The sequence below is a fragment of the Brevundimonas mediterranea genome (assembly GCF_011064825.1).
Classification (GTDB): Bacteria; Pseudomonadota; Alphaproteobacteria; order Caulobacterales; family Caulobacteraceae; genus Brevundimonas; species Brevundimonas mediterranea_A.
The window spans coordinates 3159755-3174084 of record NZ_CP048751.1; the positions used below are offsets into that span (position 1 = coordinate 3159755).

Sequence of the window (14330 nt, forward strand, 5' to 3'; positions counted from 1 at the left end):
GATGACGAACGCCGTTAATTTGTAACGGAGAGACGGCTCGTTTCGACGGGTATTTTAATACCGTATATAGAATATCGCTTCAAAACAGTAGTTTGCGCCACATGTCGCGCTTTTCGACGCGTTGACGCGGCGTATCGTCTCCTGTATCAGCGCGCCTTCATTCGGTTCCCTCGGGGGCCGGACCCGATTTTCGTCTCCAGGAACCCCCTCAATGCTGAAGAGCACCACGGCTTCGTTGAAGCCGGCCGAGGTCGAGAAGAAATGGATCCACATCGACGCCGAAGGCGTCGTGGTGGGCCGTCTCGCGACCTTCATCGCCAACCGTCTGCGCGGCAAGCACCGCGGCGACTACACCCCGCACGTTGACTGCGGCGACTATGTCGTCGTCACCAACGTCGACAAGGTGGTGTTCACCGGCAAGAAGTCGACCGACAAGGTCTATTATCGCCACACCGGCCACCCGGGCGGCGTCAAGTCGACGACCCCGGAGAAGGTTCTGGGCGGTCGCTTCCCCGAGCGCGTGCTCGAGAAGGCCGTCGAGCGCATGCTGCCGAAGGAAAGCCCGCTGGCCCGCAAGCAGATGACGCACCTGCGCCTGTTCGCCGGCGGCGCGCACGAACATGAAGCCCAGCAACCGGAAACGATCGACTTCAAGTCGGCGTCGCCCAAGAACACCCGGAGCGTCTGAGCATGACCGACGTGACCAACACCGAAGCCGCCACCGGTTTCGACGCCCTGAAGGGCCTGAGCTCTTCGGTCGAGAACGACGCCCCCGTCTATGTCCAGAAGCTGGACGCCCAGGGCCGCGCCTATTCGACCGGCAAGCGCAAGAACGCCATCGCCCGCGTCTGGGTGAAGCCCGGCACCGGCAAGATCACCATCAACGGCAAGGACCAAGAGCAGTATTTCGCTCGTCCCGTGCTGCGCATGATGATCGCCCAGCCGCTGACCGTCTCGGACCGCGCCACCCAGTATGACGTCGTCTGCACCGTCGAAGGTTCGGGCCTGTCCGGCCAGGCCGGCGCCATCCGCCACGGCCTCTCGCACGCCCTGACGCATTTCGAACCGGAACTGCGCAAGGTCCTGAAGCCGCACGGCTTCCTGACCCGCGACAGCCGCGTCGTCGAGCGCAAGAAGTACGGCCGCGCCAAGGCTCGCCGTTCGTTCCAGTTCTCGAAGCGCTAATCGCGTTCACGCGGTTTGGATTTGGGGCGCTTCGGGGAGACCCGGAGCGCCCTTTTTCTTGTCTATCTTCTCCCGCATGGGGGAAGGGTCAGGAGCAGCCTATGACCCACACCATCTTCATCGACGGCGAAGCCGGCACCACGGGCCTCGAAATCCGCGAGCGGCTGGAGGCGCGCTCGGATCTGGAGCTGATCCTGCTGGGCGACCGTCGGCGCGACGTCGAGGCGCGGCGCGAGGCCCTGAACAGCGCCGATGCGGTGATCCTGTGCCTGCCGGACGACGCGGCGCGCGAGGCGGTGGCCATGGTCGAGAACCCGTCGGTCAAGGTGATCGACGCCTCGACCGCCTATCGGGTCGCGCCGGGCTGGGCCTATGGCTTCCCCGAAATGGACGCAGGCCAGCGCGATCTGATCGCGCGGTCGCAATTCGTGTCCAACCCTGGCTGCTATCCGACCGGCTTCATCGGCCTGATGCGGCCGCTGGTGAAGGCGGGCCTGGTTCCGGCCGGCCATCCGGTCACGGTCAATGCGGTCTCGGGCTATTCCGGCGGCGGCAAGGCCATGATCGCCGAATTCGAAGCGGAAGGCGCTGCAACCGCCTATCGCGCCTATGGTCTGTCGCTGAAGCACAAGCATGTGCCGGAGATGACGAAACACACGGGGCTGAGCCGCGAGGTGCTGTTCGCCCCCGCAGTGGGGAATTACCGCCAGGGCATGCTGGTCGAGGTTCCGCTGCACCTGGCCGCCCTCCCGGAAACCCCGTCGGTCGAGCGGATCCACGGCGCCCTGGTCGAGGCTTATGACGGCCAGTATTTCGTCGAGGTGGCCGATCTGGACGAGACCGAGGCCATGACCGGTCTGGAGCCCGAGGGGCTGAACAGCACCAACCGCCTGCGTCTGCATGTGTTCGGCGACCGATCCGGCGAACAGGCGCGTCTGATCGCTCTGCTGGACAACCTGGGCAAGGGGGCCTCGGGCGCGGCGGTGCAGAACCTCAACATCCTGCTGGGCCTGGATGAGGCGACCGGTCTGATCTGAAACCCTGATCGGGAGAAGAAACGAGGCGAGAAACCTTTCCCCTCGTCCCGTCGTACTGGGTGGCATGACCCAGTCCCCGATCCTCCATCGACGCGGCCTTCTGGCAGGCGCCGGCGCGCTGGCCCTGGCCGCCTGTTCGCCCGAACCGTCCCAGGCGGGGCAGGGGGCCTACGCCGCCTCGCTCTATCGTCGCGTGTCGGACGCCGACTGGCGACGGCGGCTCGGCGACGCGGCCTGGCGCGTGATGCGTCACGAGGACACCGAACGCCCCTACACCAGTCCGCTGAACGACGAACATCGCCGTGGGACCTTCGTCTGCAAGGGGTGCGACCTGGCGCTGTTCCGCTCGAACTGGAAGTTTGACTCCCACACCGGCTGGCCCAGCTTCTATCAGGTCATCGCCGCCAACATCGGCCGCAAGCGCGACCTGGCCATCGGCATTCCCCGCACCGAATACCACTGCGCCCGCTGCCTGGGGCATCAGGGGCATGTGTTCAACGACGGACCGCGGCCCACAGGCCTGCGCTATTGCAACAACGGCGTGGCGCTGAAGTTCGTGGCCGCCTAGCCGCGATTGGCGCGTACAGCCGAATCGACCGTCACCCCGAACCAGACCGCCGCAATGATGATCAGCAGGCCGTAGTCGTGGCCCGGCAGGAAGACCGGGGCGACGGCGGCGGCGATGACCAGCGCGGGAAACAGGCCGGCCCAGGCGGCGGTTCCGGGCGAGGCCGCACGGATGACCGGCTGCGGCGTCGGGCGGTTCATCCGGCGGGCCATCCAGCCGTTCAGGGCGACGAACAGGACCGAACAGACGACGGCGCTGATCATATATTTCGCCGTATTGCCCGGCTCGCCGAAGGTGGCCGCCGTCATGATCAGCAGGATCAGGGCGACGCCCGTGCTGACGGCCAGCAGGATATTGGGTTCGATACGGTTCAAGACTTCACTTTCACATACAGACCCGGCGCCGGCGCCAGGGGCGGGAGCGGACCCTTAGCAGGGTCGCGCGCCGGAATCCTGGACCCCGAACGATCATGCAGCCAGCCGGCCCAGTGGTCCCACCAGCTGCCCGGATGTTCGACGGCCCCGGCCTGCCACTCGGCCAGGGTCCCGGGCAGGGCGGGGTTGGTCCAGTGCTGGTATTTCCGCGCCGCCGGGGCGTTGATCACCCCGGCGATATGGCCGGACCCGGCCAGGGTGAAGGTCACGTCCGGGCTGCCGAACAGACGGGCCGAGCGATAGACCGAGTTCATCGGGGCGATGTGATCCTCGCGGCTGGCCTGGAAATACAGGGGGATGGCGACCTTCGACAGGTCCGCCGTCAGGCCGCCGATCTCGAACACGCCGCGCGCCAGGGCGTTGGCGCCGTACATCTGGCGCAGATAGGCCAGGTGCAGGGTCTTGGGCATCCGGGTCTGGTCGGCGTTCCAGAACAGCAGGTCGAAGGCCGGCGGATCCTTGCCCAGCAGATAGTTGCTGATGAAGAAGGACCAGATCAGGTCGTTGGAGCGCAGGGCGTTGAAGGTGTCGGCCATGGCGGCGCCGGGCAGGACCCCGCCGGCGGCGTCCATCTGGCGTTCGATCTCGGCGATCCAGTGTTCGTCGGTGAACAGCAGCAGATCGCCGGCCTCGGCGAAGTCGTGCTGGGCGGCGAAGAAGGTGGCGGCGGCGACGCGCGTGTCGCCCTTCGCCGCCATATGGGCCAGGGCTGCGCCCAGCAGGGTGCCGCCGATGCAATAGCCGACCGCGTTCAGCCGGTCTGCGCCGGTCTGCTCCAGCGTCTTGTCGATGGCGCGATAGACGCCTTTTTCGAGATAGTCGTCGAAGCCGAGGCCCGCCTTGTCGAGGCCCGGATTGACCCAGGAACAGACGAAGACGGTGAAGCCCTGGGCCGACAGCCAGCGGATCATCGAATTGGTCGGCTGGAGGTCGAGAATATAGAATTTGTTGATCCAGGGCGGGAAGATCAGCAGGGGGATCTGATGCTGGGTCTCGGTCGCCGCATCGTACTGGATCAGTTCGAACAGATCGTCGCGCCACACCACCTGGCCCGGCGCGGTGGCGACGTTCTCGCCGACGACGAACTTGCCGTCGTCGGCCTGGCTGATGCGCAGCGAACCGCCGCCGCGTTCCAGATCGGCGGCGAAATTCTGCATCCCCTTCACCAGGGATTCACCGCTGGTCTCGGCCAGGGCCTTCAGGGCCACCGGGTTGGAGGCCAGGAAGTTGGACGGCGAGAAGGCGTCGGTCAGCAGGCGGGTGAAGAACTGGGCGCGCTGCTTGACCGCCGGATCGACGTCCTCGACCCCCGCGATCAGCCCGTTCATCCAGTCCGAGGTCAGCAGATAGGAGCGGCGCATCATGTCGAACATCGGATTGTCCGACCAGGCGGGATCCTTGAACCGCTTGTCGACGGGGGCGGGCGGCATCGGCTCGCCGGCCGCCTGACGCGCCGTGCCGGTCCACAGGTCCATATAGCGGCTGAACAGGTCGGCCTGGGCCTGGAAGAGCTTTTCGGGACGGGAGGCCAGGCTGCTCATGATCGAGGTCATGGCGGGGGCGACATGGAACGGGTCGGGCGACAGGGCGGCGGGGCGGTCCGCCTGGAACAGGGCGGCCTCGGCGAGCGCGCTCTGGGCCATCATGGCCGCCTTGGCCAGGTTCATCGACAGGGTTTCGAGCAGTTGGGCCTGGTCGGCGCCGGGGAAGGGGGCAGGGGCGGGTTCAGCAGGCGTCTCGGCGGAAGGAGCGGCGTCCGACGAGTCGATCCTGGGATCAGGCGCCGGAGTCCTGGCGCGGGGCGGGCGGGGCTTGGCCGAGGTCGGGCGACCGGGCTTGCGCGGCGTCTTGGCGACCGGGGCGTCGTCAAGCGCCATGGGCCCGGGCGTCTTGGCCGCTGCGGGTTTGGACGCCGCCGACTTGGACACCGCTGACTTGGACGCGCCGGGCTTGGCCTTCCGGGCGTCGCCCTTTGGAGCGGGCTGGGACGTCGGGGTCTTGTTCTTCGGAGCTTGGGCCATGAATTTCCTTCGCCTTCCTGGGTGCGGAGGGCCGGTTCGACGCCTCGCCCTTCCGCACGAAGCGATGATGGCATAAGACCGACCCCGACATGAACGCGCACTTTCGAAAAAGAACGGGGCTGACGGCTTCGTTGCTCTGCCTGGCGACGCTGTCGGCGTCTCTGGGGGCCTGTGCGCGCGCGTTTGCGCCGAGCACCGATCCGACGTCGCCGATCGCGCCGCGGGTTCAGGCCCTGGTTGACGCCAATCGCCATTATCCCAGTTGGGAGAACTTCCCCGCCGCGCCGGCCGATCTGCCGCAGGCGGCCCAGGTGGCCGCCCGGGTCCAGGCTCTGGAAGGCCAGGGCGGGGCCTTGGACGGCGAGGTGGCGCGGATCGACTGGACGCTGGGCGACGCCGAAACCCTGGCCGCCGAGACCCGCGCCCAGGTCGGAGCTGTTCCCGTGTCGCCGGATGCGGCCCGCACCGAGGCCGAGATCGACGCCTTCGCCCAAAGCCTGCGGGATCGCGCCAAGGCCCCGCCGCCGATTGATCGGCGTCCGATTGAATGAGCTTGTCGCCGGGGCTCGAGAATCCCCGGATGATGCGACGATGGCGGACGACGGCGGCTTCAAGATCGATAACGCATTTCTGGGTGTGACCCAGTCCCTGTCCGGTCGGGCCTGGCGTCAGCGCCCGGCCGAGGCCGCGACCATCCGCGCCCATATGCAGGGTCTGGGCCTGGAGGAGCCGCTGGCGCGGGCCCTGGCCTCGCGCGGCGTGCGGGCCGACCAGGGCGCCGACTTCCTGACCCCGACCCTGCGCGCCCTGTTTCCCGATCCGTCCAGCTTCATGGACATGGACGCCGCCGCCGAGGCCTTGCTGGATGCGTTCCAGGCCAAGTCTCAGGTTCACATCTTCGCCGACTATGATGTGGACGGCGCCTCCAGCGCGGCCCTGTTGGTGCGCTGGTTCCGGGCCATGGGGGCGGACCTGCCCATCTATGTTCCTGACCGGCTGACCGAGGGCTATGGCCCCAGCGCCAAGGCCTTCGACACCCTGAAGGCGGCCGGCGCCGACCTGGTGGTGACGGTCGATTGCGGCGCGGCGGCGAACGAGGCCCTGGCCCATGCGGCGGCCATCGACTTGAACGTCGTCGTCATCGACCACCATCTGATGCGCAGCGAACCGCCCAGGGCGCTGGCGGTCGTCAATCCGAATCGGCCGGGCTGCAACTCGGGCCAGGGCAATCTGGCGGCGGCCGGGGTGGTCTTTGTTCTATTGGCCGCCCTGAACCGCGAGGCGCGGCGGCGCGGCCTGTTCGCGGACCGGCCCGAGCCCGATATTCGCCAGTGGCTGGATCTGGCCGCCCTGGGCGCTATCTGCGACGTCACGGCCCTGACCGGGTTCAACCGCGCCCTGACGGGGTTGGGACTGAAGGTCATGAGCGACTGGAAGAACCCGGGCCTGCGCGCCCTGCTGGCCGCCGCCGGCGCCGAACAAGGGCCGGCCAAGAGCAACCACGCCGGCTTTATACTGGGGCCACGCATCAACGCCGGCGGGCGGATCGGCCGATCGGACCTGGGCGCGCGGCTATTGTCGACCGACGATCCTGCAGAGGCCCAGGCCCTGGCGCTGGAGCTGGACGCCCTGAACCTGTCGCGCCGCGAGGTCGAACGCGCCGTGACGGAGGCCGCCGTCCGCCGCGTCGAGGCGACCGGCGCCCACGCCGACGAGACGGCCCTGGTCGTCGTGGCGGGCGAGGACTGGCACCCCGGCGTGGTCGGCATCGTCGCCGGGCGCCTGCGCGAACGCTGGCGCAAGCCGGTGATCGTCATCGGGCTGGATCCGGTGACGGGTCTGGGCAAGGGGTCGGGCCGGTCGCAGCCGGGCATGAACCTGGGCCGCGCCATTCAGGCGGCGTGGGAGGCGGGTGTTCTTTTGGCCGGCGGCGGGCACGCCATGGCGGCCGGTCTGACGATGGACGGCGCACGACTGGCTGAACTGACCGACTTCCTGAACGACCGGCTGGCCGGCGAACGGATCGAGGCGGTGGCGATGGATGCGCTGGAGATCGACGCCCTGATCGATCCAGGCGCAGCGACCCGGGCCCTGTTCGAATCGTTCGAGCAACTGGCCCCCTTCGGCCCCTCCAACCCCGAGCCGGTCTTCGCCCTGAACGGGGTTCAGGCGCGCGAACCGGTGCAGATGAACGGCGGCCATGTCCGCTGTCGCCTGGTCGGGCCGGACGGCGCCTCGGTGCGGGCCGTGGCTTGGCGATGCGCCGATCTGCCGACCGGCCAGGCGCTGCTGAGCGGGCAGGGCGGGCTGAATGTCGTCGGCCGTCTGAAGGCGGACGACTGGAACGGCCGTCGCGGCGTGCAGTTCGAGATCGAGGACGTCGCCGATCCGCGCAGGGTTTGAGCGGCGCGGGCACGCCCTGGACCGTCGCAAAAAACTCGAAATCCGCGCTTGCACCCGTCCGAGGGCGCGGCTATATCGCCGGCTCTCCCGCGCAGCGGTCCCTTCGTCTATCGGTTAGGACGTCAGGTTTTCAACCTGAAAAGAGGGGTTCGACTCCCCTAGGGACTGCCACGCGGGATGAATACGGGCCGTGCCGATAGGCCGCCCGAGCGGCGTTCGCCTCTTCATTTGAGTCCTGCACCAACCCCGTCGTCGCCATGGGCGAAAACCATCACGGGTGGTGTCATTCGTGCGACACAACTGGAAGCTTTCCGCCAGAAGGTGCAAGTTTCGGGCGCCTTTCCCCCATTTTGACCTTTCCAAAGATTCGCGGAACAGTGTTAAACGTAATCGTGTCCGTAAGAGGAGCGGACGGGGGTTTGATAATTTGTCTGACTACGATGAGATGGAGACGGCGGAGACCGTTCGTGTCGTCGGGCGCGTGAAGTGGTTCGATCCGGCGAAGGGCTATGGCTTCATCGTGCCGGATGACCCGACGTTGACCGAGCTACGGGATGTTCTTCTGCACATCAGCAGTCTGCGCGACACCGGCCGCGAAACGGCAGATGAAGGCGCGCCTATTGTCTGCGATTGTGTTCGGCGATCCAAAGGCTGGCAGGCCGTCGAGATCCATGACCTGGGAGCGGGCGAGGCGAGCGTCATCGTGCGTCGTTCGGCGCCCATGGCCGAGGCTATCGCGACGTCGCCCGAAATCGATGCGGTCCTGGAGCCGGCCGTGGTCAAATGGTTCAATCGGACCAAGGGCTATGGATTCGTGGTGCGTGATCGCGAACCGGGCGATATCTTCGTCCACATCGAAACCCTGCGGCGCTGCGGCCTGGACGATCTGGTGCCAGGCGACACGGTGCAGGTGCGATTCGCCAGCGGTCCCAAGGGGCTGGTGGTGGCTGAAATCAGACCGGGCGGCTGATCGGTCGCTCCAGGAGGGGCGCATGATCGACGCGACGAGACGTTTTGTTGTGGCCGGCCTGATGGCGCTCGCCGTCGCCGGATGCGCCGCCAAAGCGCCGGCCGGGCCGAATGGCGAGCCCCTGCAGAAGCTGGCCGTGGTGACGGCGTCCGGCGAGCACCCGTTCTGGGTCGAAATCGCCGACGAAGAGCCTGAACGTCAGCGGGGCCTGATGTTCCGCCCGCCGCTGGGCGATGATCGCGGCATGCTGTTCCAGTGGCCCGGAGAGGCGCCGCGGGAACAGAGCTTCTGGATGCGCAATACGCCCAGTTCTCTGGACATTCTCTATATCGATCCGAAAGGCCGGATCGTCTCGATCGCCTCCCACGCCACGCCCTTTTCCGAGGTTCCGATACCGTCGAACGGGGCCGCGAACGGCGTGCTGGAGCTTCGCGCGGGTCGCGCGGCCGAGATCGGCGCCAAGCCCGGCGACAGGATTTTGCATCCTTATTTCAAGCCTTGATTGCGGATCGCGCGACGAAGTGCCAATAGAGCGCTCCGTTCGGTCCGGGGTGTAGCGCAGCCTGGTAGCGCATCTGGTTTGGGACCAGAGGGTCGGAGGTTCGAATCCTCTCGCCCCGACCAATGGACGGCCGCTGGATTCCGTGTCCCGCGCGCGTTATGGCAGGTCCACTGGACCTGCCGATCACTAGGGATTTCGCCATGCTCGCCCGCATCTACCGCCCAGCCAAGACCGCTATGCAGTCCGGCAAGGCCAAGAGCCGCGACTGGCGTCTGGAGTTTGAACCGGCCTCGGCCCGCAGCCTCGATCCGCTGATGGGCTGGACCAGTTCGTCGGACATGAACGGTCAGGTGCGTCTCGCCTTTGATTCGAAGGAAGAAGCCGTCGCCTATGCCGAACGCCACGGCATTCCGTTCCGCCTGCACGAGCCGAACGAGCCCCCGACGATCCTGAAGGCCTACGCCGACAATTTCGCCCCCAATCGCAAACAGCCCTGGACGCATTGACGCCCGGCTCGCTGCCGAGCGCCCTTAGCTCAACCGGATAGAGCACCCGCCTTCTAAGCGGACGGTTGCAGGTTCGAGTCCTGCAGGGCGCGCCACTCTCGCGACGGCGCCGCTGAAAGCCACGCCATGACCGACTCAAAATCCCTGAACCCCGGCGAGATTCGCGTCGCCGCCCTGTATCGATTCGCCGCGATCAAGGACGTCGAGGCGGTGCAGGCGCGGCTGCATAGCGTGTGCGAAGCCGGCGCGGTCAAAGGCACGCTGCTGGTTGCGACCGAGGGGCTGAACGGCACGATCGCCGGTCCTGAATCGGGTATTGAAGCGGTGTTGGCCGACATCCGCGCCATTCCGGGCTTCGCCGATCTGGAGGTCAAATACGCCTGGACCGGCGACATGCCGTTTCTGCGGCTGAAGGTCCGGATCAAGCGCGAGATCGTGACCATGGGTCAGCCGGACCTGGATCCGGCGCGACAGGCCGGAGTCTATGTCGCGCCTCAGGACTGGAACGCCCTGATCGCCGATCCGACCACCCTGGTGATCGACACCCGCAACGACTACGAGGGCGAAATCGGCTCCTTCGAGCGGGCGGTGCAGCCGAACACCCGCAGCTTCCGCGACTTTCCCGACTGGTTCCGCACGGATGGCCGCGCCTTGATGGACCAGATGAAGCCGCAGCGGGTGGCCATGTACTGCACCGGCGGCATCCGCTGCGAAAAATCGACCGCCTTCCTGAAGGCCGAGGGAGTCGAGAACGTCCACCATCTGGAAGGCGGGATCCTGCGCTATCTGGAAGAGGTCGAACCGGCCGACAGCCTGTGGCGCGGCGACTGTTTCGTCTTCGACGAGCGGGTCTCGGTCGGTCATGGCCTGGTGCAGGGCGATCACACCCTGTGCCGGGGGTGCCGTATGCCCCTGGACGCCGAAGGCCGGGCGTCGCCCCATTTCATCGAGGGCGTCTGCTGCAAACGCTGCCGGGATACGCGCGACGACGCGCAGAGGCTGCGCTACGCCGAACGTCAGAGACAGATCGAGCTCGCCCGTCTGCGCGGGACGGAACATCTGGGGCGACGCGAAGACGGGTGACCGTCAGGCCCAGGCGCGACGATGAGGGGGAGAAGAGAACCGGTCAGGGCGTCGCCAACGAATGGGCGGTCTTTGCTAAACCCGCCGATTTTCAGGCCAAAACAGCGCTGGCGGCGAGATGTCTGATGCCGACAGTCTTAGCCCCGAGTGGCTCCGCGGGTAGGATTCGAACCTACGACCAGCCGATTAACAGTCGGCTGCTCTACCACTGAGCTACCGCGGAACTGCTCGGGAGGCGGGCCTATAGCAGCGGCCATTCGATTCGTGCAATGGGAAAAACGACGAATGCGCACGATCTCCATCAATGACCCCGATGACGCCCGGATCTCCGGCTTTCGCGATATTCGCGAACGCGACCTGACGGGCCGCGAGGGCCTGTTCGTGGCCGAAGGCGAGGTGGTGGTGCGGGTGCTGGCCTCGACCGCCTCACGATGCCGACCCCGCGCCCTGCTGCTGACGGAGAAACGGGTCGCGGCCCTGAGCGACGTCATCGCGGCGCTTGCGCCGTCGGTTCCCGTCTATGTCGCCGGCCAGACCGTTCTGGACCGGATCGCCGGATTTCCGCTGCACCGGGGCATCCTGGCCCTGGGTGATGGGGTGGACGCCCCCCGACGGCATCTATGTGCCAGAGTGAGGTGTTGAACAGCACTCGAAGGAGGCGTCCGTGGAACAAGTTAGCACTGTCGGTCTGGATCTCGCCAAGAACATCTTTCAAGCGCATGGCGCTGATGCCTCGGGCGAGGTGGTGTTTCGCAAGAAGTTGGGTCGAGGCCGATTGCTGGCGTTCTTCGCTGGCCTGTCGCCCTGCGTGGTGGCGATGGAGGCCTGCGCCGGCGCCCATTACTGGGGGCGTGAGCTGGCCCGCCAGGGTCATACGATCCGATTGATCCCGCCCATCTATGTAAAGCCGTTCGTGAAGCGTCAGAAGAACGATGCGGCCGATGCCGAAGCCATCTGTGAGGCGGCGCAGCGCCCCAGTATGAGGTTCGTGCCGCTGAAGGAGGAGGAGCAGCAGGCCAGCAGCGTGGTCTTTCGGGCCCGCGACCTTCTGGTCCGGCAGCGAACCCAGACGATCAACGCCCTGCGCGGTCACCTGGCCGAATACGGCTGGATTGTTCCCAAGGGCGTTCCGCACGTCGATAGGTTGATCGCGCGCGTCGAAGATCCGGCAGAGGCGCTTCCAACCGCCGCGCGGACGATTCTTCTCGTCCTGGTCTCGACCCTCCGATCGCTGGACCAGCAGATCGCCGTGCTCGATGCGGAGATTGCTTCCCGGGCCAAGAACGATCCGGTTGCGCGTCGACTGATGACCATTCCCGGGATCGGTCCCATCACAGCTACAGCCTTGGTCGCACTGGCCCCGTCACCCGAAGCCTTCAAGAGCGGTCGGCACTTCGCCGCCTGGCTGGGACTGACGCCGCGACAACGATCCACCGGCGGTCAGCAGAAGCTCGGCGCGATCACCAAGATGGGCGAGCGAACGCTTCGACGGCTGCTGACCATCGGGGCCAGCGCGGTGATCAAACAGGCCGTCATTCGGGGCGCGCCAGCAGGTTCCTGGCTGAGCCAGATGCTGGAGAGAAAGCCCAAGATGTTGGTCATCGTCGCCTTGGCGAACAAGAACGCCCGCATAGTCTGGGCGCTCTTGGCCAAGGGCGATGTCTACCGAGCTCCGGTCGTGTCGGCCTAGCCAGCACGACCGCGAGACGTCGAAGCGTAGGGATGAGCGAAGGAGCGTATGGCGCAACAGTCGGCGAGACGGGATCAGGAAAACCAGGGCTTTCCACTGTGCTTCGAGCACGCCGTGGGTGATTTGGACCGGATCCGCGAACTCCCATACAGGCCAGCGGTCTTTGAGCGACCGCATCAACAGGCCGGACAGATGGCAGCATCCGACTACGTGTCAGAAATTCCCGAAAATCACTCTTGCGCTGAAGGGGGCGTCCACAGATGAGAAGCCCGTCGCGCCGCCGGTCGAGCACCTGTTGGCGGCCGTCGCCGACGAGGATGTGTTCGTGATCGCCAGCGGCATCGGCAATCACGACAATATGGGCGGCGTGTTCCGCAATGCGGCGGCCTTCGGGGCGCGGGCCGTCTTGCTGGACGAGACCTGCTGCGACCCCTTCTATCGCAAGGCTATCCGGGTTTCGGTCGGGGCCGTGCTGAGGAGCCCGTTCACGGTCGGCGGATCGGCCGAGGATCTGGTGGCGGCGATGCAGACGGCGGGGGTGGAGGTGCTGGCCCTGACCCCGTCGGCGACGCTGAGGCTGGCGGACTACCGGCCCCAGGGCCCCGTCGCCCTGATGGTGGGGTCGGAGGGGCCGGGTCTGCCCCGTGTCGTGATTGATCGGTGCCGCGCCGTCGGCGTGCCCATGGCGGGGGGCTTTGATTCGTTGAATGTCGCCGTGACCAGCGCCCTGGCGCTTCATCATGTGACCAGCGGGCGGCCCGCAGGCTGACGCCGGCGTTCACCAGGATTTTAGGTCGTTAAGGTTTTGTACACCTTGCGCGGCGACCGAAACTGTGGCGACCATCGTTCTCGTTGGTGTGGGGGCGCGCAATGAACATTCTGTATTTTCTGAACCGAAACGTCCGGGCGGCGATCTTCATCGCCGCCGGGGTCGCCGGTCTGGGCGCGGCGGGCCTGATCGGCTGGGTGACTGCGCCGATCAGCTGATCGTTCAGGGGGCGATAGAGACGAAAAAGGCGCGGATCCCGGGATCCGCGCCTTTTGTTCGTTTGTCGCGATGGAGGCCTGACCGGGAATCGAACCCGGGTGCAAGGATTTGCAGTCCTCTGCGTCACCACTCCGCCATCAGGCCGCCTTGTCCCCGATTTCTCGGGGGCGGTCATCGCGAGGGGCGTTCGCTATCAGATCGGATTGTCCGCTGCAACGCGCGGAACTATAAGCGCGCAAGATTTCCTCCCTGACTACCGATTGAAGGCTGCCCAAAGATGGATTTCACCGCCGAGCGCAAGGCCATGGTCGACTCGCAGGTCCGCGTGAACGATGTGACCAATCACGAGATCCACATGGCCATGATGGCGGTTCCGCGTGAACGCTACTGTGCGCCGGACCGCATCTTCGCCGCCTATTCGGACGCATCGGTCGAGATTGCGGGCGACCGCAAGCTGATGCCGGCGCGCGACGTCTCCAAGCTGTTGCAGGCCGCCGATGCGCGGGAAGGGGAGAAGGCCCTGGCCATCGCCGCCCCCTATGCCGCTGCGGTGCTGGCGCGCATGGGTCTGACGGTCACGGCGCAAGAGTCTGACGCGGCCGTGTTCGAGGTCGTGGGCGAGGCCCTGGCGGAGGATGGGGTGACGACGGCGGTCGCGCCTCTGGATGCGCCGGTGGGCGAGGGCTGGGACCTGATCGTCTGCGAAGGCGGCGTGGCGGCCTTGCCGGAAGCCTGGGGGCAGGCCCTGCGGGCCGGCGGCCGTCTGGTTGTGGTCGAGCGGCGTGGCGCCATCGGCAAGGCCGCCCTCTATGTTAAGGGCCGCGAAGGCCTGTCGCGTCGCGAACTGTTCGATTCATCCCCGGCCCTTCTCGCAGAACTGACGCCGGCGCCTACATTCGCATTCTGACGTAGTCGGCAGCGCTCGCGGGAAGCGTGAAAAAAA

Annotated in this window: 16 protein-coding genes and 5 tRNA genes; 17 read left to right on the forward strand and 4 right to left on the reverse strand. The window is 66.5% G+C overall.

Annotated features, from left to right (window positions below):
- Positions 1-214: 214 nt before the first annotated feature.
- The 4 genes from rplM (at position 215) to msrB (ending at position 2790) form a co-directional block, all read left to right on the forward strand.
- Complete coding sequence (gene rplM / locus GYM46_RS15540) at positions 215-688, forward strand: 50S ribosomal protein L13 (RefSeq protein WP_183196355.1); 474 nt, start codon at positions 215-217, stop codon at positions 686-688.
- A gap of 2 nt (positions 689-690) precedes the next feature.
- Complete coding sequence (rpsI, locus tag GYM46_RS15545; protein ID WP_008260755.1) at positions 691-1185, forward strand: 30S ribosomal protein S9; 495 nt, start codon at positions 691-693, stop codon at positions 1183-1185.
- A gap of 101 nt (positions 1186-1286) precedes the next feature.
- Positions 1287-2222: an N-acetyl-gamma-glutamyl-phosphate reductase gene (gene argC, locus GYM46_RS15550; RefSeq protein WP_008261009.1), complete on the forward strand. Its 936-nt coding sequence runs from the start codon at positions 1287-1289 to the stop codon at positions 2220-2222.
- Between the two features lie 64 nt (positions 2223-2286).
- Positions 2287-2790: a peptide-methionine (R)-S-oxide reductase MsrB gene (gene msrB / locus GYM46_RS15555; protein WP_008263426.1), complete on the forward strand. Its 504-nt coding sequence runs from the start codon at positions 2287-2289 to the stop codon at positions 2788-2790.
- Here the strand turns inward: msrB and GYM46_RS15560 are convergent.
- Both GYM46_RS15560 and phaC read right to left on the reverse strand, forming a co-directional pair.
- Complete coding sequence (locus tag GYM46_RS15560; RefSeq protein WP_008261673.1) at positions 2787-3164, reverse strand: hypothetical protein; 378 nt, start codon at positions 3162-3164, stop codon at positions 2787-2789. The genes msrB and GYM46_RS15560 overlap by 4 nt on opposite strands.
- Positions 3161-5245: a class I poly(R)-hydroxyalkanoic acid synthase gene (gene phaC / locus GYM46_RS15565; RefSeq protein WP_008259816.1), complete on the reverse strand. Its 2085-nt coding sequence runs from the start codon at positions 5243-5245 to the stop codon at positions 3161-3163. The genes GYM46_RS15560 and phaC overlap by 4 nt, the downstream gene beginning before the upstream one ends.
- Positions 5246-5334: 89 nt before the next feature.
- On the opposite strand from phaC, the gene GYM46_RS15570 reads away from it, so the two are divergent.
- The 9 genes from GYM46_RS15570 (at position 5335) to GYM46_RS15610 (ending at position 10709) form a co-directional block, all read left to right on the forward strand.
- Positions 5335-5796 carry a hypothetical protein gene (locus GYM46_RS15570; protein WP_040349558.1) on the forward strand — a complete coding sequence of 154 codons (462 nt, stop codon included), beginning with the start codon at positions 5335-5337 and terminating at the stop codon, positions 5794-5796.
- A gap of 40 nt (positions 5797-5836) precedes the next feature.
- Positions 5837-7648, forward strand: coding sequence for a single-stranded-DNA-specific exonuclease RecJ (gene recJ, locus GYM46_RS15575; RefSeq protein ID WP_008261905.1), 1812 nt, complete (start codon positions 5837-5839; stop codon positions 7646-7648).
- A 96-nt stretch (positions 7649-7744) separates the two neighbouring features.
- Positions 7745-7819: transfer RNA gene (locus GYM46_RS15580), tRNA-Glu, on the forward strand.
- Positions 7820-8093: 274 nt separating this feature from the next.
- Complete coding sequence (locus GYM46_RS15585) at positions 8094-8618, forward strand: cold-shock protein (RefSeq protein ID WP_008264262.1); 525 nt, start codon at positions 8094-8096, stop codon at positions 8616-8618.
- A gap of 22 nt (positions 8619-8640) precedes the next feature.
- Positions 8641-9120, forward strand: a complete 480-nt coding sequence (locus GYM46_RS15590) for a DUF192 domain-containing protein (protein WP_008262859.1) — start codon at positions 8641-8643, stop codon at positions 9118-9120.
- 45 nt (positions 9121-9165) lie between these two features.
- Positions 9166-9242, forward strand: a tRNA-Pro gene (locus tag GYM46_RS15595).
- Between the two features lie 78 nt (positions 9243-9320).
- Positions 9321-9626: an ETC complex I subunit gene (locus tag GYM46_RS15600; RefSeq protein WP_008258669.1), complete on the forward strand. Its 306-nt coding sequence runs from the start codon at positions 9321-9323 to the stop codon at positions 9624-9626.
- An 18-nt stretch (positions 9627-9644) separates the two neighbouring features.
- A tRNA-Arg gene (locus tag GYM46_RS15605) sits at positions 9645-9721 on the forward strand.
- A gap of 31 nt (positions 9722-9752) precedes the next feature.
- The gene (locus GYM46_RS15610; protein WP_008261535.1) at positions 9753-10709 is read left to right on the forward strand and encodes a rhodanese-related sulfurtransferase; all 957 of its coding nucleotides are present in this window, start codon (positions 9753-9755) and stop codon (positions 10707-10709) included.
- 148 nt (positions 10710-10857) lie between these two features.
- Here GYM46_RS15610 and GYM46_RS15615 read toward each other — a convergent pair.
- Positions 10858-10932 (reverse strand) — tRNA-Asn (locus GYM46_RS15615).
- A gap of 62 nt (positions 10933-10994) precedes the next feature.
- Here GYM46_RS15615 and GYM46_RS15620 point away from each other — a divergent pair.
- The 3 genes from GYM46_RS15620 (at position 10995) to GYM46_RS16900 (ending at position 13168) form a co-directional block, all read left to right on the forward strand.
- On the forward strand, positions 10995-11351 hold the full coding sequence (locus GYM46_RS15620; RefSeq protein ID WP_208861702.1) for a hypothetical protein: 357 nt from the start codon (positions 10995-10997) through the stop codon (positions 11349-11351).
- 22 nt (positions 11352-11373) lie between these two features.
- On the forward strand, positions 11374-12399 hold the full coding sequence (locus GYM46_RS15625) for an IS110 family transposase (protein WP_008258776.1): 1026 nt from the start codon (positions 11374-11376) through the stop codon (positions 12397-12399).
- A 295-nt stretch (positions 12400-12694) separates the two neighbouring features.
- Positions 12695-13168 (forward strand): TrmH family RNA methyltransferase, encoded by a 474-nt coding sequence (locus GYM46_RS16900; protein WP_244304265.1) that lies wholly within the window; start codon positions 12695-12697, stop codon positions 13166-13168.
- Positions 13169-13457: 289 nt separating this feature from the next.
- Here GYM46_RS16900 and GYM46_RS15635 read toward each other — a convergent pair.
- A tRNA-Cys gene (locus tag GYM46_RS15635) sits at positions 13458-13531 on the reverse strand.
- Between the two features lie 133 nt (positions 13532-13664).
- Between GYM46_RS15635 and GYM46_RS15640 the strand changes: the two genes are divergently transcribed.
- The gene (locus GYM46_RS15640; RefSeq protein ID WP_164952716.1) at positions 13665-14294 is read left to right on the forward strand and encodes a protein-L-isoaspartate O-methyltransferase family protein; all 630 of its coding nucleotides are present in this window, start codon (positions 13665-13667) and stop codon (positions 14292-14294) included.
- Positions 14295-14330 lie beyond the last annotated feature (36 nt).

Coding starts and splice junctions, on each gene's coding strand:
- rpsI (WP_008260755.1), top strand. CDS start 691: ATGACCGACGTGACCAACACCGAAGCCGCCACCGGTTTCGACGCCCTG.
- argC (WP_008261009.1), top strand. CDS start 1,287: ATGACCCACACCATCTTCATCGACGGCGAAGCCGGCACCACGGGCCTC.
- msrB (WP_008263426.1), top strand. CDS start 2,287: ATGACCCAGTCCCCGATCCTCCATCGACGCGGCCTTCTGGCAGGCGCC.
- phaC (WP_008259816.1), bottom strand. CDS start 5,245: ATGGCCCAAGCTCCGAAGAACAAGACCCCGACGTCCCAGCCCGCTCCA.
- GYM46_RS15570 (WP_040349558.1), top strand. CDS start 5,335: ATGAACGCGCACTTTCGAAAAAGAACGGGGCTGACGGCTTCGTTGCTC.
- recJ (WP_008261905.1), top strand. CDS start 5,837: ATGGCGGACGACGGCGGCTTCAAGATCGATAACGCATTTCTGGGTGTG.
- GYM46_RS15585 (WP_008264262.1), top strand. CDS start 8,094: ATGGAGACGGCGGAGACCGTTCGTGTCGTCGGGCGCGTGAAGTGGTTC.
- GYM46_RS15590 (WP_008262859.1), top strand. CDS start 8,641: ATGATCGACGCGACGAGACGTTTTGTTGTGGCCGGCCTGATGGCGCTC.
- GYM46_RS15600 (WP_008258669.1), top strand. CDS start 9,321: ATGCTCGCCCGCATCTACCGCCCAGCCAAGACCGCTATGCAGTCCGGC.
- GYM46_RS15610 (WP_008261535.1), top strand. CDS start 9,753: ATGACCGACTCAAAATCCCTGAACCCCGGCGAGATTCGCGTCGCCGCC.
- GYM46_RS15620 (WP_208861702.1), top strand. CDS start 10,995: ATGCGCACGATCTCCATCAATGACCCCGATGACGCCCGGATCTCCGGC.
- GYM46_RS15640 (WP_164952716.1), top strand. CDS start 13,665: ATGGATTTCACCGCCGAGCGCAAGGCCATGGTCGACTCGCAGGTCCGC.